This window comes from Tardiphaga robiniae (assembly GCF_013359755.1).
Taxonomy (GTDB): Bacteria; Pseudomonadota; Alphaproteobacteria; order Rhizobiales; family Xanthobacteraceae; genus Tardiphaga; species Tardiphaga robiniae.
Genome location: NZ_JABMCJ010000085.1, coordinates 93,473 through 113,598 on the forward strand (window position 1 = coordinate 93,473; position 20,126 = coordinate 113,598).

At 59.1% G+C, this 20,126-nt stretch carries 18 protein-coding genes; 14 read left to right on the plus strand and 4 right to left on the minus strand.

Going from position 1 to position 20,126, the window contains the following annotated elements:
• Positions 1–707: 707 nt before the first annotated feature.
• Positions 708–2,147 (plus strand): basic amino acid/polyamine antiporter, encoded by a 1,440-nt coding sequence (locus HP556_RS16035; RefSeq protein ID WP_175367721.1) that lies wholly within the window; start codon positions 708–710, stop codon positions 2,145–2,147.
• A gap of 16 nt (positions 2,148–2,163) precedes the next feature.
• Here the strand turns inward: HP556_RS16035 and HP556_RS16040 are convergent, their stop codons facing one another.
• The 4 genes from HP556_RS16040 to HP556_RS16055 all read right to left on the minus strand — a co-directional run bounded on the left by HP556_RS16040 (position 2,164) and on the right by HP556_RS16055 (position 5,619).
• Entirely contained in the window at positions 2,164–3,264 is a 1,101-nt protein-coding gene (locus HP556_RS16040; protein WP_338117577.1) for an AI-2E family transporter, read from the minus strand.
• Positions 3,265–3,303: 39 nt separating this feature from the next.
• Complete coding sequence (locus tag HP556_RS16045) at positions 3,304–3,939, minus strand: response regulator (RefSeq protein ID WP_175367723.1); 636 nt, start codon at positions 3,937–3,939, stop codon at positions 3,304–3,306.
• Positions 3,940–4,070: 131 nt separating this feature from the next.
• On the minus strand, positions 4,071–4,700 hold the full coding sequence (locus tag HP556_RS16050; RefSeq protein WP_175367724.1) for a response regulator transcription factor: 630 nt from the start codon (positions 4,698–4,700) through the stop codon (positions 4,071–4,073).
• A 121-nt stretch (positions 4,701–4,821) separates the two neighbouring features.
• On the minus strand, positions 4,822–5,619 hold the full coding sequence (locus HP556_RS16055) for a sensor histidine kinase (RefSeq protein WP_338117578.1): 798 nt from the start codon (positions 5,617–5,619) through the stop codon (positions 4,822–4,824).
• Positions 5,620–6,144: 525 nt separating this feature from the next.
• Here HP556_RS16055 and HP556_RS16060 point away from each other — a divergent pair.
• From HP556_RS16060 to HP556_RS16120, 13 genes are all read left to right on the plus strand, one after another.
• Positions 6,145–7,266 carry an efflux RND transporter periplasmic adaptor subunit gene (locus tag HP556_RS16060; protein ID WP_175367726.1) on the plus strand — a complete coding sequence of 374 codons (1,122 nt, stop codon included), beginning with the start codon at positions 6,145–6,147 and terminating at the stop codon, positions 7,264–7,266.
• On the plus strand, positions 7,263–10,328 hold the full coding sequence (locus HP556_RS16065) for an efflux RND transporter permease subunit (RefSeq protein WP_175367727.1): 3,066 nt from the start codon (positions 7,263–7,265) through the stop codon (positions 10,326–10,328). Before HP556_RS16060 ends, HP556_RS16065 begins: the two co-directional genes overlap by 4 nt.
• 362 nt (positions 10,329–10,690) lie before the next feature.
• Positions 10,691–12,121 carry a basic amino acid/polyamine antiporter gene (locus tag HP556_RS16070; RefSeq protein ID WP_068729654.1) on the plus strand — a complete coding sequence of 477 codons (1,431 nt, stop codon included), beginning with the start codon at positions 10,691–10,693 and terminating at the stop codon, positions 12,119–12,121.
• A 20-nt stretch (positions 12,122–12,141) separates the two neighbouring features.
• Positions 12,142–13,395 (plus strand): arginine deiminase, encoded by a 1,254-nt coding sequence (gene arcA / locus HP556_RS16075; protein WP_068730411.1) that lies wholly within the window; start codon positions 12,142–12,144, stop codon positions 13,393–13,395.
• Between the two features lie 210 nt (positions 13,396–13,605).
• The gene (locus HP556_RS16080; RefSeq protein ID WP_246297763.1) at positions 13,606–14,310 is read left to right on the plus strand and encodes an outer membrane beta-barrel protein; all 705 of its coding nucleotides are present in this window, start codon (positions 13,606–13,608) and stop codon (positions 14,308–14,310) included.
• Positions 14,311–14,333: 23 nt separating this feature from the next.
• Positions 14,334–14,582: a hypothetical protein gene (locus HP556_RS16085; RefSeq protein WP_089263537.1), complete on the plus strand. Its 249-nt coding sequence runs from the start codon at positions 14,334–14,336 to the stop codon at positions 14,580–14,582.
• Between the two features lie 10 nt (positions 14,583–14,592).
• A complete protein-coding gene (locus tag HP556_RS16090; protein ID WP_175367728.1) occupies positions 14,593–15,132 on the plus strand; it encodes a Na+/H+ antiporter subunit E in 540 nt (179 codons plus the stop codon).
• Positions 15,125–15,400 (plus strand): MrpF/PhaF family protein, encoded by a 276-nt coding sequence (locus HP556_RS16095; protein WP_175367729.1) that lies wholly within the window; start codon positions 15,125–15,127, stop codon positions 15,398–15,400. The genes HP556_RS16090 and HP556_RS16095 overlap by 8 nt, the downstream gene beginning before the upstream one ends.
• 7 nt (positions 15,401–15,407) lie before the next feature.
• Positions 15,408–15,701, plus strand: coding sequence for a cation:proton antiporter (locus HP556_RS16100; protein WP_175367730.1), 294 nt, complete (start codon positions 15,408–15,410; stop codon positions 15,699–15,701).
• Positions 15,698–16,639: an MnhB domain-containing protein gene (locus tag HP556_RS16105; RefSeq protein WP_175367731.1), complete on the plus strand. Its 942-nt coding sequence runs from the start codon at positions 15,698–15,700 to the stop codon at positions 16,637–16,639. Before HP556_RS16100 ends, HP556_RS16105 begins: the two co-directional genes overlap by 4 nt.
• Positions 16,636–16,968 carry an NADH-quinone oxidoreductase subunit K gene (locus HP556_RS16110; protein ID WP_175367732.1) on the plus strand — a complete coding sequence of 111 codons (333 nt, stop codon included), beginning with the start codon at positions 16,636–16,638 and terminating at the stop codon, positions 16,966–16,968. The genes HP556_RS16105 and HP556_RS16110 overlap by 4 nt, the downstream gene beginning before the upstream one ends.
• On the plus strand, positions 16,968–18,491 hold the full coding sequence (locus HP556_RS16115; protein ID WP_246297765.1) for a complex I subunit 5 family protein: 1,524 nt from the start codon (positions 16,968–16,970) through the stop codon (positions 18,489–18,491). The genes HP556_RS16110 and HP556_RS16115 overlap by 1 nt, the downstream gene beginning before the upstream one ends.
• Positions 18,492–18,622: 131 nt before the next feature.
• Positions 18,623–20,119, plus strand: coding sequence for a proton-conducting transporter transmembrane domain-containing protein (locus HP556_RS16120; RefSeq protein WP_175367733.1), 1,497 nt, complete (start codon positions 18,623–18,625; stop codon positions 20,117–20,119).
• Positions 20,120–20,126 lie beyond the last annotated feature (7 nt).

Consider the following 20,126-nt stretch of genomic DNA (forward strand, 5'->3'; position numbering starts at 1 on the left):
GAAAGGCTTATGAGAAACCGTTCGACCGAAGTGGCACAAGTCGGGCGAATAGAAATGAAGCTTCGCAAGGTATCGCAGCTCTTCGATACGCTCGATCCGTCTCCGTTCCGCGAGACTGATCTCGCGCTACAGGCTGAAGATTATACGTTGATCGCGCGCTGGAGTTTTCCGACCGTGTCCCAATTGAAATCGTCATCTATCTGCCGCCTGACGAACTGCGGAAAACGCATCTATCCGATATCGCAGCCGCGGTCAGATACTACTTTGGCCTTCGAAGTCAGGCCGTCTCACGTGAACTGAGCGAGTTATTCAAGACCGGCCGACTGTCGCTCGTCGTCGGAATGGTAATTCTTTTTATCTGCCTCTTGCTCGGCTGGGTCTTCGCTCAGCGAATGACGGAGGGACCGTTTTCAAGGGTTCTGTCTGAGAGCTTTCTTATTCTCGGCTGGGTTGCGATCTGGAAGCCTTCGGAAATCTTTCTTTACGCCTGGCCACCCGTTGCAGCTCGCAGAAAACTCTTTGACCGGCTTTCCAGGGCGGCTGTTCTGCTCGATGAGGACGACACCGTGTCGCCGATTGCAGAAGGTGCGAACGGATAGCCGGAACGATCTCGGAGGGACCCGGAAACGGTGCCCTCCTATTGCTGCGCCAATACCGGTCCTTCTTCATTCGACCGATCGTCTTCGAGCGTCAGGTTCAATAGAAAAATGGGAACATCATCCAATTCATCCGATCAGAAGCTCTCGCGCGGTGCGTTGATTGCGCTCGTGGTCGGCTCGATGGTCGGCTCCGGGATCTTTGCATTGCCATCGGCATTCGGTCGCGCCACGGGCGGTCTCGGCGCCCTGATTGCCTGGTGCATCGCCGGCACCGGAATGCTGATGCTCGCTTTTGTCTTTCAGACGCTGTCCCGGCGTCGGCCCGATCTCGATACGGGCATTTTCGCCTATGCTGAAGCTGGCTTCGGCGACTATGCCGGCTTTGCATCTGCGGCCGGTTACTGGATCGGATGCTGCCTTGCCGATGTTGCGTGTCTTGTGCTGATCAAAGCGACACTGGGACAGTTCTTTCCGGTGTTTGGCGACGGCACCACACGCGTTGCGATCGTGGCCGCTTCGTTGCTGCTCTGGAGCGTTCACATCCTTATCCTCCGGGGCATCAAGGAAGCTGCTGCGCTCAATACGATTGCGACATTCGCGAAGATGATTCCGATACTCCTTTTCATCGTCGTTGCCGCTTTTGCGTTCAAGGCCGATGTCTTCGCGGATAATTTCTGGGGCGGTGAGGAGCCGAGCTTTGCCAGTGTGTCGAGCCAGGTTCGCAACACGATGCTCGTCACCGTATTCGTGTTCGTGGGGATCGAAGGAGCAAGCGTCTACTCGCGTTACGCAAAGGACCGCAACGATGTCGGGATCGCGACGGTTCTGGGTTTTCTCGGTGTGCTCGCTTTGCTTGTCCTGGTCACCATGCTGTCCTATGGAATTCTGCTCCGCCCAAAGCTGAGCGCGCTCGCGACGCCCTCGATGGCGGGCGTATTGGAAGCGATCGTTGGGCCTTGGGGCAAGGTATTCATCAGCATCGGCCTGCTGATCTCCGTGCTTGGAAACTATCTGTCCTGGTCATTGCTCGCCGCCGAGGTTCTGCATTCCGCGGCTGTCAATGGCACGATGCCGCGCTTCCTCACGCGCGAGAACGTCAACAAGGTACCCGCAGGGGCGCTGTGGCTTACCAACTGCCTGATCCAGCTTTTCCTGCTCGTCACCTATTTTGCTGAATATGCCTTCACGCTGGCATTGAAGATGACGAGTTCAATGACGCTCATTCCCTATCTGTTTGTCGCTGCATATGCACTTAAACTCGCATGGACCGGTGAAACATATCAGGCGGAGCCGCGCAGCCGCGCCATCGACTGGGTGCGCGGTGCGCTCGCCACGATTTACGCGGCTGTGATGATTTACGCAGGCGGTCCCACCTTCCTGCTGCTTTCGGCACTTCTCTATGCGCCGGTCACGATCCTGTTTGTGATCGCGCGGCGGGAACAGAAAGCGACGGTCTTTGCATCTGCCGAAGGAATCCTGTTCGGAGCGATCCTCGTGGCAGCGGCCGCTGGCCTCTACAATCTTGCGATGGGCAATATTTCCATCTAGTCGGAGTTTCCCGCCTTTACCTAAGGTCAGGACCGTCGTTCAGGTTATCTCCCAGGCAGTCCTCCACATAGAGTCGAAGAACGGCGACGCGCCCGATCGCGAATAGCGGCATCGCAAGCGCAATTCCCAGGACGCCGAACAGAGAGCCGAGCAGGACGATGGCGACCAGCGTCCATGCGGGCGGCAACTCCACCGCGCGCCGCTGAATAAGCGGGCCGATCACATAGCCCTCGATGGATTGAATAACGGTGTAGATCCCGATGGCCCAGATCACCATCGAGGGACCAAGCGGCATTGCCACCAATCCCACGGGGATACTGGCCAATATCGGCCCGAGATAAGGCACGAAGTTCGACAGACCGGCCTGCAGGCCAAGCAGAAAGGCGCTTGGAAGCCCGAGCAAATAGAGCGCCAGCCACACGCAGGCGGTCATCAGGACGATCCGGATCAATTGCCCCATGAGCCATGAGCGCAGCACGGCGCCCATTTCATCCAGAACAGAGCGCATGCGCTCACGCGAGGAGGGCTTGACCAGCAATACGACACCGTCGCGATAGGCCTGCGGATCGAGCGAAAAGAGAAGGCCGAGAAATATGATGACGAGCGTATTGGCAAGAAAGCTTGAGGCGGTCCCGACGGCCGATTGAGCGTGGCCAAAGAGCTTGTCGTGATCGGGAAACCAGCGGGAGAAGTCGCGCCCTCCGTCCGGGCCGAACAGATCCACGCCAAAAGCCAGAAGACGTTGTTGCAGGACATCCAGTTGTGCGTCCATGACGCGCATCAGGATCCGGGCCTGCTCGGGGATTTTTCCAATCCCCCATATTGTCCCGAGCACGATCACTGCAGTCAGGATGACGATTACGATGGTTAGCCGCCACGCGCGCCCGATCGGAATGTATCGACCAAGCGATCGAGCGCAGGCATCGAGAAGCGATGCAAGCAGGATCGCCGCAAATATGATGAGAAGGCTGGACGACGCGCGCCATGCGAGGAAGATGCCGCTGGCAACACCCAGAATAACGAGTGCTCCCCCGAGGGTCAGCCGCCGGCCGGCATTCGCTCCTGCCGTCGGAAGATCCTGACTTCGAACGTCCTTGGCTAGGATGGCTTGATCCACTCTCGGCTCAGGCATGGTCCCCCACATTTCCTATGGCAGCTAGGGTCCAATCAGTTTCATGCGAATTGCATACCGGACCAGTTCGGCAGTGGAGGAAACTCCAAGCTTGCGCATGGCGGATGCGCGGTGGGCTTCGACAGTTTTCACGCTGAGATTCAGTACCGTGCCGACGGACTTGTTGGTGTGTCCTTCGGCGATCAGCTGAACAACGTTTTGCTCGCGTAACGACAGCAGGACTTTCGATTTGTCCTTCTTGCTGGCCAGGTAGTCGTGAAGCAATTTTTCCACGACCACACCGGTGAAGTAAGGCCGGTGATTGAGTAATGCGTCGATCGCTGCAATGAGATGATGTCGCGCATCTGACTTTAACAAGAAGCCTCGTACCCCTGCCAGGAGGGATTCGGTGAGGACTTCATTGCTTTCATGCATTGTCAGGATGAGCACCTCCGTCCGGGGGTAATGCAACTTGATCTGACGGCTCACCTCCAGACCATTCAGGACGGGCATGGAATAGTCGACAATTGCTATATCGGGCTTCAACTCCCTGATCATGGCGACCGCAGCCCTGCCATCGCTCGCTTCTCCGCTCACCGCCCAGTCCGCACGACTTTCGACGATCGCGCGCAATCCGGATCGCACGACTTCATGATCGTCTGCAATCAAGATCTGCTTCACAGTGCCGTTCCCATTCGTTGGAACCACTGGCCATATCCAATTGACGAAAGCAGCTCGCTAGAACAACCGCCTCGAAATGATATGCGTCACGGCTGCCAAATCCGTGAAGGCCGTCGACCATGTTTGCGCAATCACGCTTCTACTAGATTGTTTCGTACGGCGTACCGAACCAGACCCGCAGTCGATTTTACGTTGAGCTTGCGCATCGCCGCAGCTCGGTGGGTCTCGGTCGTCTTGATACTCAAATTCAAAGTCTCGCTTACACGCTTGTTGCTGTAACCCTCGGCAACCAGTTTAACGATTGTCTTCTCGCGCGGCGAAAGCGATCGGCTTGTGCCAATATTTCCGTCGGATGATCCGACCATTGTGCCGCAAGTCTCGCCGGCATGAAACGATCTGTGATGCATCAGTGATTCAACGGCCGCCAGGAGCATTTTGTTGGCATCGGATTTTCGCAGGAATGCGCGAACGCCAACTTGAGATGCCTGTAGCTCGAGCGCGATCGAGTCGTGCATCGTGAAGATAAGCACCTCTGTTGGAAGTTTGTATTCCTTCATCCGCCTCGCAACTTCGAGGCCGGTCATGAATGGCATCGAGTAATCAACGATAGCGACATCCGGCTGCTTCTCGATGGCGCAAGCAACGGCTTCTTTACCATCGCGAGCCTCGCCAACGACCTCCCATCCGGGACGTCGTTCCAGAATTGCACGAATTCCAGCCCGCACCGCGTCATGATCATCGGCTATCATAATCTGCTTCATGGTCCTCAGTACTCCGATGTCATTTCCTTACAGGCGGCAAAATACTTTCATCGAGAAGATCTAGCCCCTGGAGTTCGTTGCCCTCGCTGAGCGTCAGATTGTTGAATCCGTTAGCTGACCTTTAGCCATGCGACGGTCGGATCTTCGTCGATCCTCGGCCGCCCTGGTGGATACCCGCTGGTTTGTTTCCTTTGCGCGAGATGGCTTGTGGAATAGTCGCGTACACCGTTGTCCCGCTACATGCCGCTGTGGATGACGAGTGGATCTCAAATGTGCCTCCCATCTGATCCAGTCTCGTTCTCATGGCCGGAATTCCAACACCAAGCGGCACTGCCTTATGGCGATCTCTCGCCTGAGAAATCGGCATTCCGCAGCCGTTATCGCTGATCCGAAGCGTGACGTTGATGTCTGTGGCCTTGATCGAGATAGTCACCTGCGTCGCTTTCGCGTGCCTGAAGACGTTCGCGAGGGCTTCCTGGATAACTCTCAGCAATGAGCGCTGCGTTTCGTTAGGCAATGCATCGACCGCAGCATCGATCTTGAGACGCGTTTCCAGCGATGTCCGCGATGAAAGCCCCACCACAAACTCCTCGATCGCCGACTTCAATCCGCCGTCGAGCAAGTTCTGGGGATGCAGGAGGTAGGTGAAAGCCCTGATTTCCCTAAGGGCCTCACAGATCGACACGTCGATCTCATCACAAATTTTTATGGCGCTGCCGATGCCAGCAACGGCGCACCTCATTCGCATCATATTCAAACTCGCGGCCAGCAGATGCTGGCAAGTCGAATCGTGAAGGTCTGATGCAATCCGCTGCTGCATATCCTCCTGAAGCGCTAAGAGCTGCTTACCAGGGCCTGATTTGCCAAGTTTCAATTTTGTTCGTGCACTAGCAGTGCCGCTGAAAGTGTCGTGAACCACGATCTTTTCCCGAACGTGAATTCGACACGAGTCGTCTACGTGAGCCTTGTGGGCCATCATGTAGTCCGATGCTTCTTGGATCGAGTGGCGAGTAACCACTAAGGTTAAATGCCATCGTTCTCTTGCGCGAAGTTATCCTTACTAAATACCCTTGATTGAATCGGCGTCAAGTAAGATGTCGCCAGATCGTCCGATGTGCGACTGACTGTACTCAGTCTCAAAATATACGAAGTAACAATAGAAGTAATTTCAGTTAATTGCCGCGTTTGCTTTGCACAAGGAACCTTGTCGTCTTCAACAGGGCGCATGAATCCCGCTACGGTTTGAGAGCGTCCAGCAGCGCGTCAGAGAATCGTTGGTACGATCAGTAGTTTCCCCGATACCGGGTAGATATCCGCCCCCCCAGAATAGTTTGAGTCATAGAAGAATTGGCGGGCAAGCGATCACGCAGGCAGAAGCCAGTTACCTGCTTTTGCAAGATGGTCGCGAATCTGGTGTGCAATTTTGCTCAGCGAGGGTTTCTTTATGCCTGCGTATGCGCGTCATGCCTACCTATGTCGAGTTACACGATATCGGACGATTATAATTATTCTAACAATTGTGCCGGCGTTTCTGCTGACGGCGTGCGGCAGAGAGTCTGATGAAGCCGCTCCTGTCGTGCGGCCCGTGCGTACAGTCACTGTTGCGAAGAGCATTGCGGGCGCGCCGCTTTCATTCACCGGCCGTATCGAAGCGGAAGACGAGGTGGCGCTGGCATTTCGTATCTCGGGTCGGCTGATCGAAAACAACGGGAAGACCGGAGATCGGGTGCAGCCCGGTCAGGTCATCGCGCGGCTTGAATCCCAGAATGAGTTGAACACGTTGCGCCAGGCCCAGGCGGCAGTCGCGGCCGCGCAGGGGCAGCTGACCCAGGCACGCAACCATTTCGATCGTCAGCAGACGTTGCTTGCACAGGGCTGGACCACCCGCGTCAATTACGACCAGGCAACGCAGGCGCAACAAACCGCTCAATCGCAGGTCGATGCCGCCGAGGCCCAGCTCAAGACGGCACATGATCTGGTGAGCTTTACCGAGCTGAAGGTAGATGCACCGGGCGTCATAACCGCTGTCGGACCTGGCGCCGGAGAAGTTGTTCAGGCTGGGCAAATGATTCTCAGGCTGGCGCGGCAAGATGGCCGCGACGCAGTCTTTGACGTACCGGCTCAATTTTTTCGATCGGCACCGAGCGATCCGCAAATAGCCGTCAGCCTGACCGACGATCCCGCGGTGACGGCTCACGGTCGTGTCCGTGAGGTCGGCGCCCAGGCCGATCCCGTCACGCGCACCTTTGAAATCAAGGTTGGCCTGACGGATCCGCCGGCGGCCATGCGGCTTGGCGCGACCGTCGTGGGGCGCATGGAAATGGATGCCGTCCCCATGATCGAGATCCCGGCATCGGCATTGACGAGGGCCAATCAACAGCCCGCAGTCTGGATTGTCGATCCCGCGAGTCGCACGGTTTCGATCCGAAACGTGGACGTCTTGCGCTTCGAGCAAGCGCAGGTCGTGGTGTCTCAGGGACTCGACACGGGGGAGGTCATCGTGACCGCGGGTGTGCAGGCGCTGCACCCCGGCCAGAAAATACGTCTTCTTGGGTCAGAGCAATGACCGGCTTCAACCTCTCGGAATGGGCACTTAAGCACCGTTCCCTGGTGGTTTATGTCATGATTGTTGCCGTTATCTTCGGTGTCCTATCCTACTTCCGCCTCGGTCGCAGCGAGGACCCGTCATTCATCATCAAGACGATGATCGTTCAGGCGGCATGGCCCGGAGCAACGGTTGAGGAGACCGTCAAACAGGTCACCGAGCGGCTCGAGCGCAAGCTGCAGGAAACACCGCATCTGGACTTCCTGCGCAGTTTCACGCGGGCAGGCGTCACCACAATCTTCGTCAACCTGCAGGGAAACGCGAACGCCAAACAAGTCTCCGACACCTGGTATCAGGTCCGCAAGAACATTGGTGACATCCGCCATACGCTGCCGGCAGGGGTGGTCGGACCCGGGTTTAACGATGATTTCGGCGATACGTTCGGAATCATCTATGGCTTCACGAGCGACGGTTTCACGCACCGCGCGCTTCGCGACTATGTGGAAGACGTCCGCTCGAAGCTTCTTCTTGTCCCCGACGTATCGAAGATCGAGTTGCTGGGAGCTCAGGACGAGCGGATCTTTGTTGAATTTTCGATGAAGGAACTGGCAAGCCTTGGCATCGACCGCACCGCACTGCTGTCCGCTCTCCAGACGCAAAATATCATAAGGCCAGCCGGCACGATTCAAACGGGCGACGAGACGCTATCGCTTCGGGTGTCGGGTGCATTTCAGTCCGAGCAGGATGTTGCTGACATCAACTTCGTTGCTGGCGGGCGCATGATCCGCCTGAGTGACATCGCCCGGATTACGCGCGGCTATTCCGATCCGCCGCAGCCCTTGTTTCGCGTCAATGGCGAACCAGCCATTGGCCTGGCCATCTCGATGCGTGACGGCGGAGACATTCTCGCGCTCGGCAAGAGTCTCAAGCGGGCGATGGCTGCGATCACGGCGAATCTTCCGATTGGCATCGAACCGAAGCTCATTGCCGATCAGGCTGTCACGGTCGAGAGCGCCATCTCCGAATTCATGATGTCGCTGCTGCAGGCAATTGCCATCATTCTCGTGGTGAGTTTTATCAGCCTCGGCGTGCGCCCGGGCCTGATCATTGCGCTGTCCATACCGCTGACACTCGCCATCGTGTTCCCGATCATGAAGCTTGCCGGAATCGATATGCAGCGCATATCGCTCGGCGCGCTCATCATCGCCCTCGCGCTCCTCGTCGATGATGCGATGACCACCACGGATGCCACCCTGAACCGGCTGGCTGAAGGCGACGACAAGGTTCAGGCTGCCAGCTTTGCCTTTCGCACCTACGCGTTCGCCATGCTGGCGGGAACACTGGTGACCATCGCGGGCTTCGTGCCTGTCGGCTTTGCCGCGAGTTCTGCGGGAGAATACACGTTCTCCCTCTTTGCCGTTGTCAGTATTGCGCTGATCGTCTCCTGGTTCGTTGCCGTGATCTTCGCTCCGCTGATGGGCGTTGTCATCCTCAAGCCGCCGAAGGAGCGCAAGACGGATGCCCCCGGCAGAGTTTTCAGGTGGTATCGCGGCTTTCTGATATTCGCCATGCGGGCGAAATGGCTGACCATCGCGCTCTCGCTGGTGCTTTTCGTCGGCTCGTTTCTTCTTCTCCCGTTCATCCCCCGGCAATTCTTCCCGTCGTCCGATCGTCCGGAATTGCTCGTCGATATCAGCCTGCCGCAAAACGCATCCATTTATGCCAGCCAGACAGCGGCACAGAAATTCGATGCTGCCCTGCAGGGTGATCCGGATGTTGCGCGCTGGAGCACCTATGTGGGCCGCGGTGCTATCCGGTTCTATCTTCCGCTCAATGTTCAGCTGCCAAATGATTTCTTTACCCAGTCAGTGGTCGTCGCAAAGGATGTCGCGGCGCGTGAACGCATCCGCGCAAAGCTGGAGACGCTTCTGGCGAATGATTTCCCCAATGCGATTACACGGGTCTCGCCTCTTGAGCTTGGGCCGCCGGTCGGCTGGCCCGTCCAATATCGCGTCAGTGGTCCTGACGCAGGCATGGTGCGCGAAATTGCGTTCAAGCTTGCTCAGGTCATCGCCGCCAATCCCCAGGCGAATGGTGTCAATTTTGACTGGATCGAGCCTGCAAGGCAGGTGCGTATTCGGGTCAATCAGGACAAGGCGCGGTTGCTGGGGCTGAGTTCTCAAGCCCTGGCAGGCGTGCTGAATACGGTCATCTCAGGCACCACGGTCACCCAGGTTCGCGATGATATCTATTTGATCGATATCGTTGCGCGCGCGGTCGATGAGCAGCGCGTCTCGTTGCCCAACTTGCGCAATTTGCAAGTTCCGCTGCCAGGCGGGCAGACGGTTTCGCTCAGCCAGTTTGCAACTTTCGAATACGAGCAGGAATATCCCCTGATCTGGCGGCGCGACCGTGTCCCGACCCTGACGGTGCAGACGGATATCACTGCCGGTGCAATTCCGGAATCCGTCGTCAACTCGCTGACGCCGGCCGTTGCCGCGTTGTCGAAGACCATTCCAGCATCCTACAGGATCGTGGTTGGGGGCACGGTCGAAGAAAGTCAGAAATCGCAAGCGTCGGTCATCGCCGTTGTGCCGGTGATGCTACTGATCATGTTTACGGTCCTCATGATCCAGCTCCAGAGCTTTCAGCGGCTGTTTCTCGTCCTGAGCGTCGCGCCCCTTGGGCTCATCGGCGTGGTCGCCGCCCTTCTGCTGTCAGGCCGGCCGCTCGGTTTCGTTGCGATCCTGGGCATTCTCGCACTGCTCGGCATGATCACGAAAAATGCGGTGATCCTGATCGGTCAGATCGATGCTGAACGTGATGAGGGGAAGAGCGTGTGGGACGCCGCGCTGGATGCCTCGAGCTCTCGTTTTCGCCCGATCATGCTGACGGCCGTGTCGACCGTGCTCGGCATGATACCGATCGCTCCGACGGTGTTCTGGGGCCCGATGGCCTTTGCGATCATGGGTGGGCTGTTGGTTGCGACGGTTCTCACTCTGATCTTTCTGCCCACATTGTATGTGGCATGGTTCGGGGGAAAAGAGAGGGCGCCGGGGCCGCTCCGATCGGCGCAAGCATAGTCAGATCGTATCTGTTTCACGCCGGACGCTTCGGCACTTAGGGTAACTCCCGGTCTTCAACCTAGGGCATCACCCGATATCGTGGTGCGTCCCGAATGTGCTCTTCTTTCCAGTAGTTGATGTTGGAAGGGGACGCCGGTGCAGGACCTGATGTTGTTTACATCTGCCCGCGCCTTGCGCGCACCGGCGTGGCTCCTGCGCCCGCCTTGTGAGGCTGCGCAACACAATCGGTGCGCACGCTCTTCGTGGCCAAACTTTCCTCAATCCCGTCGCCGCATCTTGCAGACCCCGGTCGCAGGTGGTCGCCTGCATGTCCCATTTGCTGCAGGCCGACCGCTTCTGCACATGGGAGTGCTTTGGCCATGAGCAATGCAGGCGACCAGAAATTGCCGCTTTGGACGCTCACGGCCATGGTGGTTGGCGGGATGGTCGGCGCCGGTGTGTTTTCGATACCGCGTAACTTTGCTCAGGCCACCGGCATCTATGGTGCGCTGATAGCGTGGGCCGTCGCTGGTGCCGGCATGCTGATGCTGGGATTTGTGTTTCAGACATTGGCCAACCGCAAGCCGGATCTCGATGCGGGCGTCTATGCCTATGCGCGGGAGGGGTTCGGGCCCTATGTCGGCTTCTTCTCCGCCTTTGGCTACTGGGCCAGTGCCTGCGTCGGCAACGTATCCTATTGGATTCTGATCAAGTCGACGCTCGGCGCGTTGTTCCCCGCGCTCGGTCAGGGCAATACGGTCACTGCCATCGCACTATCGTCGGTAGGTGTCTGGGCGTTCCATTTCCTTGTGCTACGCGGCGTCAAGGAAGCGGCAGCGATCAACAAGATCGTGACGATTGCCAAACTCATTCCGCTGCTGTTGTTCGTCGTCCTGTCGATCTTCTTCTTCAAACCGGATGTGTTCGTCGGAAACCTCTGGGGCGGCGCAAGCGGGGACTACGGAAATCTCTTCGCGCAGATCAAGGCGACGATGCTGGTAACGGTCTTCGTGTTTCTCGGCATCGAAGGCGCCAGCAACTACTCCCGCTTCGCGCAACGGCGCGAGGACGTCGGTATTGCGACTGTGACGGGATTTCTGGCCGTGTTGGCCTTGTTCGCGTCGGTGTCCATTCTTGCATACGGCATCCTCCCCCGCGAAGAACTGGCGCAATTGCGTCAGCCCTCGGTTGGCGGCGTGCTCGAAGCGGCCGTTGGTCATTGGGGTGCCATCTTCATCGGCATCGGCGTGATTATCTCGGTGCTCGGGGCCTATCTTGCCTGGACCCTGATGGCTGCCGAAGTACTGTCGGTTGCCGCGAAGAGGCAGGACATGCCGGCCTTCCTGGCACGTGAAAACGCAAATCAGGTCCCGTCAATGGCGCTCCTGATGAGCACGTTGCTGGTCCAGGCTGTGCTCATCGCGACGTTGTTCTCCGACGATGCCTTCACCTTCGCTCTTTCGCTGTGCAGCCACCTGTCGCTGATTCCCTATTTCCTCTCGGCGGCGTTCGCGCTGATGCTGGTCTACCGCAAGGAGACTTACGAGACCGATCCGAGCGATCTTCGCAAGGACACGATCATTGCAGTCCTGGCGACAGCCTACACGATCTTCCTGTTGTTCGCCGGCGGTATGAAATTTCTGCTGCTTGGTTTCATCATCTACGCGCCAGGCACAATCCTGTATTTCATCACACGGAGGGAGCTCAACAAGCAGCTTTTCACTCCGGCAGAATGGGTCCTGTTCGGCGTCGCTGTCGTCGGATGCGTAGTCGGCATCCACGGTCTCGCCACCGGCTATATCAGCATCTAGGAAATCGATGGGAGTTCATGATGGCCAGCGCAAAAAAAGTCCCGTTTGGTGTGCACTCCGAAGTTGGCCAGCTGCGCAAGGTCCTCGTCTGTGCCCCCGGCCTTGCCCATACACGCTTGACCCCGTCCAATTGCGATCAGTTGCTGTTTGACGATGTGCTCTGGGTCGATAATGCGAAGCGCGACCACTTCGATTTCGTCACCAAAATGCGGGACCGCGGCGTCGATGTCGTTGAGATGCATAACCTGCTCGCCGAGACGCTGGCAGTCCCGGAGGGCAAGGCCTGGATCCTCGACAATCAGGTCGTGCCGAACCAGGTTGGCCTTGGCTTCATCGACGAGCTCAAAAGCTACCTGTCCGGGCTGGAAAACCGAAAGCTCGCGGAAACGCTGATCGGTGGCCTGTCGACCCATGACTTTCCCGAAGCACATGGGGGCGCGGCACTCAGGATGGTGAAGGAGGCCGCGGGGGCGACTGAATACCTTCTCCCGCCGCTGCCGAACACGCTCTATACGCGCGACACGACCTGCTGGATCTATGGCGGTGTCACTCTCAACGCGCTGTACTGGCCGGCGCGACATGAGGAAACGATCCTCACCACAGCGATCTACAAATTTCATCCCGATTTTGCCGGCAACGTCAATGTCTGGTGGGGCGACCCGACAGAGGATCATGGACTAGCGACGCTGGAGGGGGGCGATGTGATGCCCATCGGCAAGGGCGTCGTGCTGATTGGCATGAGCGAACGCACCTCCCGTCAGGCCATCAGCCAGCTTGCGGCGACCCTCTTTAAAAAGAAGGCCGCGGAGCGTGTCATCGTCGCGGCTATGCCCAAGATCCGCGCGGCCATGCATCTCGATACTGTTTTCACATTCGCCGACCGCGACTGCGTGCTGCTCGCGCCTGACTTCATGAACCAGACACGTACCTATTCCTATCGTCCGAGCGATCATCCGAGCGGTGTCGAGTTGCATGCCGAGAAGAAGTCGTTTGTCGGCGTTGTCGAGGAAGCATTGGGCCTCAAGAAGCTCCGCGTGGTCGAAGCCGGTGGCAGTGACTACCAGCGGGAACGGACCCAATGGGATAGCGGCGCCAATCTCGTTTGCGCATCGCCAGGTGTCGTCTACGCCTATGACCGCAACACCTACACCAATACGCTGCTGCGCAAGGAAGGCATCGAGGTGATTACGATCGTGGGCGCCGAACTCGGTCGCGGCCGCGGTGGCGGTCACTGTATGACCTGTCCGATCATCCGCGATGCCGTGGACTACTAGCGCTATCGGTCATTCTTCGCTCGGGGGAGTGAGATCATGGGACTGTTACCATCGAAGCCAGCACCATCGACCGACGGAGAGTAATTGTCTGGGGAGTGTGCAATGCGTGGATCCAGAATTGTCCTGGCAGCAACAAGCTTCCTTTATGCCAGCGAGGCATCGGCTGCCGACATAGATCTGACCGAGCTCAGAAAGGTCGAATACACGTCGATGAGCCCGACATGGAGCGTTGTTGGATCCCTATCGCCCACCTACACGGCCAATGCCCTGTTTTCGCGCGACGACCGGCGGGGGGATTTTTACTATGAGCCCGATGTGAGCTTGCGGCTGGACGGCAAACTTGCGCCGGACCTGTCCTACCGTATTTTTGCACGTGCTCAGTTTGAGGCATTTTCCAGAGAACACGACGGCAATGCCGCCATTGCGCGTCTGGGCGCGCGGCTGACGAAGAATCTGTATGGCTGGAGAATAAGCGCCACCTACGAAAACAGATATGACTACGACGGCGTGTTTCGCGATCTCGCCTTCACCTCCCACGACGTCACCGGCGCTATCGCGCGTGATTTCAGCTTCGACAATGTCACGCTCTCGCCGCTCCTCCAGCTCACTTATCGTTTCTCCGATCTCGCTGAGGCCAGGCGCTGGCGTGCCGATGCGCTGCTTGGCATCGAGGTCGAGCTGAATTCGAAATGGTCGATCGTCAGCACGCCTTTCATCGAAGCGTTCTGGTTTACAGACGGCTTGAACCGCGACCGGCAGGACCAGATCTATTCGGCGTCTCTCGGCCTGAAATACAACATCGCCAGCAACGTATCGCTCACCACGAACGTCATCTACGAGGCGCGAAACTCAAACGTGGCGCTGCGTCACTATAGAGACTGGCTGATCGGCCCACGGCTCGACTTCGCGTTTTAGCGATCAGGACACAAGAGGGGATCATGCGGAATTCGATTGTGGCGGCAGGTACCGCTATTCTCTTCATCTGTACGGCATTCGCCGCCAGCGCGGAGCCACGCGATTCCGTCGAGCGAGGCGACCGGATGGACCGGGATGCCTTGCGGGACGACGTGCGCATCGATCGTCTGAAGATTCCGCAGCATCCGATCGTCGTCGAGGAGCCCCAGCAGCCCGTTTACAATACGAAGAGCAAGCAGAAATCAAAACGGAGCACGGACAGCAGTCGTTAGGGTGGCTTCAATGAATTTGATCAAGGCCGGCAATATTGGCGAGGCGAGTCCGGCGAGGTGGTCGGATGCCATCGGCAGTGCTGTGATCCGCGCTATCGGCTTTTTCTGCTTCTGGCTAATACTGACGCGCGGCGATCCCGGCGATGTGGGGCCCGGTCTGATTGCGGTTGCCGCAGCGACCTGGGCAAGCCTCAAGCTGCTGCCTGCCGAACAGTGGGGCTTCCGCCCGATCAGGTTTGCCGGGTTCGTCTTGCACTTCCTCCGTCAGTCGATTGTCGCGGGAGCGGACGTTGCGCTGCGGGCGCTTCACCCACGACTGCCGCTGCAGCCGGGCTTCGTCACCTACCGGGCGCAGCAGCCGCCGGGCAGGAAGCGAAATACGTTTTGCGCGATCATGAGCCTGATGCCGGGTACGCTTCCGTGCGGAACGTCGAATGACGGCAGTCTGGCCATTCATTGTCTCGATGTGACGCAGCCCGTCGTCGAACAATTGTCGATGGAGGAAACCCTGTGCATGGGGGCGCTCGGAGGCGCAAGATCCGATGCCTAGCCTGCTGTTGGGTGCTTCGGTCTTTGTGCTGCTGACGGTGGCGCTGGGCCTGTTCGCCATTCTTCGGCGATCGGCCGATGTGGACCGCCTGATGGCCGTCCAATTGCTGGGCACGGGAGGAGTCGCCATCCTCCTTCTGCTCGCGGTCGCAACCGAGACGCCGTCTGTCATGGATGTTGCTGTGATGCTCGCGCTGTTCGCGGCGTTTGCGGCCGTCGCATTCGTCAGAGACGCGTCCGGCGCGTCATCCGAAGTCAGAGGGGAGTGAGGGGCGCATGAGCCTCGTCATGGATATCCTGACCATTTGCGCGGTCTCCGCAGGAGCGCTGTTCTTCCTTGCGGGCACGGTGGGTCTGTTGCGTTTCCCGGATACGCTGACGCGTCTGCACGCCCTGACCAAGGTTGACAATCTCGGTCTTGGCCTGATCGTTCTGGGCTTGCTGCCGCAGACGAGCAGTGTGCTGTTCGCGGTCAAATTGGTGTTCGTCTGGCTGCTCGTCCAGCTGTCCGGGGCGGTCGTCACCCAACTGATCGCCGGTGCGGTACGCCACCACGGAGCAGACGGATGAGCATTGCCTCCGTCTTCGATGTCGCTCTCGTTGCGCTGATCCTGACGATCGGTGCTTCAGCTATCCTTGTGCGCACGGCGTTTGCTGCAGTTGTCATGTTCGTTGTCTATGGGCTGCTCTTGTCCATGGCATGGGTCCGGCTCCACGCCGTTGATGTGGCGCTGACAGAGGCCGCGATCGGCGGCGGCATGACCGGCCTGTTGCTGCTCGGCGCCGTCGCGCGTTCCCGGTCCGTGAATGTCGACAGTGTAAGGGTTGGTTATCCGCTGCGCCTTGCCGCAGGTGCATTGTGTGCGCTGGTCGCGGCGGGTCTTGCCGTTGCCATCTTCTATCCGCCGGCGCCCGTTCCGACGCTCGCGCCGATGGTGATGGAAAACCTGCCGCCGAGTGGTCTCGGCAACCCCGTTGCCGGCGTGCTGTTCGTGTTCCGGGCACTCGACACGCTGCTCGAAAAGGTGGTCCTGCTACTCGCTTTGCTCGGGGTCTGGTCGCTGGCGCCAGATCATGCCTGGGGTGGAACGCCAGGTTTGCAGGTTTACGCACGGCCCGATCCCACGCTGATCTTTCTGGCTCAGCTTTTGCCGCCGGTGGGAATCGTGTTCGGAATCTATATGTGCTGGGTCGGCGCGAAGGATCCTGGTGGCGCCTTTCAGGGTGGCACGGTGCTGGCTGCGATGTGGCTCCTTGTCATTGTCGCGGGATTGCAAAAAGCTCCTGCGATCGGTCGGCTCTGGCTACGTGTTCTGCTCGTCACCGGACCGGTGCTGTTCCTTGCCATTGGCCTTGCTGGATGGGTATTTGCCGACGCTTTTCTGGCTTACCCGGCAGGCTACGCCAAACCGCTGATTGTCGCCGTGGAAGCCGCTCTCACGCTGTCGATCGCTGTGGCGCTTGGCATGCTGGCCGCAGGACCGCCGGTACGGGCGCAGCAGCAATGAACGCGGCAACGCTGTTCGGCTTGTGTGGCGCAGCGCTGGTGGGCATCGGACTGTACGGGCTCATCACGAATCCCGAGCCGCTACGCAAGATCCTTGCATTCAATTTGCTTGGGAGTGGTGTGTTTCTCCTGTTCGGCATTATCGCCAGGCGGGCGGCAGCGGCTGGGCTCGGCGGTGACCCGGTCCCCCAGGCGATGGTGATCACCGCGATTGTCGTCGCGTTCGCGGCGACGGCCATGGCCATCGCGCTGGTGCAGCGTCTTGGCGATGAGACCGGCCAGGCCTCGATCAGTTCTGACAGTTCTGAAACCGGCGAGGAGAAATCCTGATGCCGGCTGCAACGGCGCTTGAGGCGACAACTGCCGACGGGGCGCTTCTTGTTCGGGCCATCATATTGCCGGTTGTCGGCATCCTGCTGTCGTTTGTCCTTGGCGGGCGGTACGCCGAAAGGATTGCTGCGTTCCTGTTGCCCGCAGGCCTCTGCGTGGCATGCATCGTCTTCCTGAAAATATGGCAAAGCGAAACGTCGCTGAGCTACATTGTGGGTAATTGGAAGCCCCCGCTGGGCATCACGCTGCGCGCCGACGGACTTTCAGTCGCGATGATGGTGGCCATGGCCATCGTGATCTGTCTCATCGGCGTGTTTGCGCATGCGAATTTCGACAGTCGCGTAGCGTCCGTTGAAACCCGCGCGCCGATGGTATTCTGGGTCATGCTCATGGCGATCTCGGGCGCGATGAACATGATCTTTTTCGGCGGCGATCTGTTCACCCTCTACGTTGCGCTCGAGCTGCTGACCTTCGCTGCGGTGCCGCTGGTCTGTCTCGATGGCCGCGCGGAGACCTTGCAGGCGGCATTGCGGTATCTGCTCTTCGCGCTGCTGGGCTCGATCCTCTACCTGGTCGGAACGGCCTTGCTGTATGGCAGCTATGGGACCCTCGACATCGTCCTGATGTCGCAGCGCGTGCAGATCGAGCCGGCGACGCTCGCTGCCGCGACGCTGATGACGGTGGGGCTGTTCGCCAAGACTGCGCTCTTTCCGCTGCATCTCTGGCTTCCGCCGGCGCATGCCGGCGCACCGGCGGCGGCAAGCGCGGTTCTGTCAGCCGTCGTGGTGAAGGGATCGTTCTTTCTCGTTGTGCGGCTCTGGTTCGACGCCATGCCGGGACTCTTGAGTGTGGCCGCCAGTCAATTCATCGGGGTGCTGGGGGCGTCAGCAATTATCTGCGGCAACATTGTCGCGCTCCGACAGAAGCGGCTCAAGCTGCTGATCGCCTATTCGACGGTCGCGCAGATCGGCTATCTGTTTCTGATGTTTCCGCTCGCTGCCGACCCGTTGCATCTCCAGTATGGCGATGTCCTGACGGGAGGCATGCTCCAGGCCATCTCGCACGCGACGGCCAAGGCAGCCATGTTCATGGCTGCCGGACTTGTCTATGCCGCCCTTGGACATGACCAGATCTCGGAGCTTGGCGGGATCGCACGTGCGCTTCCCATGACGATGTTCGCCTTCGGTCTTGGTGGCCTATGCCTGATCGGGTTGCCGCCAACGGGTGGCTTTCTGGCAAAGTGGCTGTTGCTGGAAGCGACGATCGCCACGGAACAATGGTGGTGGGCAATCGTGATCGTCGCAGGAGGGCTGCTCACGAGCGCCTATGTCTTCATCGTGCTGTCGCGGGCGATGGGCCCACCAAGCGCGCCGCTGATACTGCGCGCCGCGGTGCCGAAGTATCAGGAAGTGGCGGCGCTGGGGCTGGCGTTGCTCTCAGTATTGCTGGGGCTCGTGGCGCTCGGTCCGATCGATGTATTGCAAGTTGGTCGTCCGGAGGCACCGATGGCTTGGCTGCGATGATAGAGGCTTATCCCTTGCTGGCTTTCGCGTTGCTCTTTCCGCTCGGGATGCTGCTGGCTTGCCTCTGGCCAATGGCATTACTGCGAATGCCTTCATATCTGGCGTTTGCTCCGATTCCTGCATTTGTGGCCGTGCTCCTTGTCTCCGACGATTCCCCGCTTGTCGTCGGCCCGGCCCGCCTGCATTTGACTTTCGCCCTTGATCTCCCCGGGGCACTGCTACTCGGCGTTGCCGCGCTGCTATGGATCATGGCCGGGGCCTACGCATCACCATATCTGCAGGGCAGGCCGAATCGCGGGCGTTTTGCCGTGTGCTGGCTCACCGCACTGACGGGCTGCATCGGCGTCTTTATCGCTGCCGACATGGTGGGCTTCTATTTGTTTCTGGCCATGCTGACGCTTGGCGCCTGCGGCCTCATCATCCAGCACGAAACGGCCGATGCGTGGCGGGCCGGGGCACTCTATATCGGCCTTGGATTGCTGGCGGAGACACTGCTGCTCATCGCCTTCGTGCTGCTCGCGATGGACATTCCCGGCGATGGGCTGTTGATCGGCGATGCCGCTGCCGCACTGCCGACGTCGCCGCACCGCGACCTGATCATCGGCCTGTTGATCGCAGGCTTTGGCATGAAGGCAGGCCTTGTTCCATTTCACGTCTGGGTGCCACGGGCCTATGCGGCAGCGCCAGCGCCGGCGGCCGCAGTGCTGAGTGGTGCAGCCGTCAAGGCAAGCATCCTCGGAATGATCCGCTTTCTCCCCCTCGATACAGCACTGCCATATGCAGGAACGTTACTCGCAGCCGCCGGCTTGTTCGCGGCGCTCTACGGGGTGGTCATTGGAATGACGCAACGCAGGCCCAAGGTTGTGCTGGCCTATTCCAGCGTCAGCCAGATGGGATTCATCGTGGCCGTCATCGGTATGGGCATGATCGCCGGAGATGGTCGCGCTGCACTGGCGGCGATCTTCTATTCTGCGAACCACGTTCTGGTCAAAGGTGCGCTGTTTCTCTCCGTCGGTGTGATCGCCGCGACCGGTCGCCGATATCTATTGCCAATCCTTCTTCCTGTGGCGATCATCGCAGTCGGTCTCGGCGGTCTCCCGCTGACCGGCGGTGCCCTGGCAAAAATCGTGGTCGACGGACCGCTCGGGGATGGGGCCGCCAATACGGTTGCAACGCTGTCTGCCGTCGGCACGACGCTGCTGATGCTGCAGTTCGTGCGAGGCCTGGTGACGACGGCATCAACGGATTACGAGGCGACCGCTGCGCCGAGCCTGTTCTGGCCATGGCTGTCGACCGCTGCAGCGTCGCTCATCGTACCATGGGCGCTATTTCTCGCGGTCCCCGAAGGAATGTTGCCCAATCCTCTGGCGCCCGAACTGCTGTGGAAGGCCCTGTTTCCAGTTTTGCTGGGCGCCATATTGGCGGTAGTGCTGTGGCGCTGGGTGCGACGGCTGCCCCATATTCCCGAGGGAGACATAGTCGTCGTTCTGGACAGCTGCGTGAAGATCGCTCCGGCCTGGGGCAGGACCATCGAGCAAGCGGAGGGCACGCTTCGCCAATGGCATGTGGCGGGAATTTCACTGCTCGCACTAACGCTGGCTCTCGGAGTGGCGCTGTTGGCCCAGTGAGTATGCC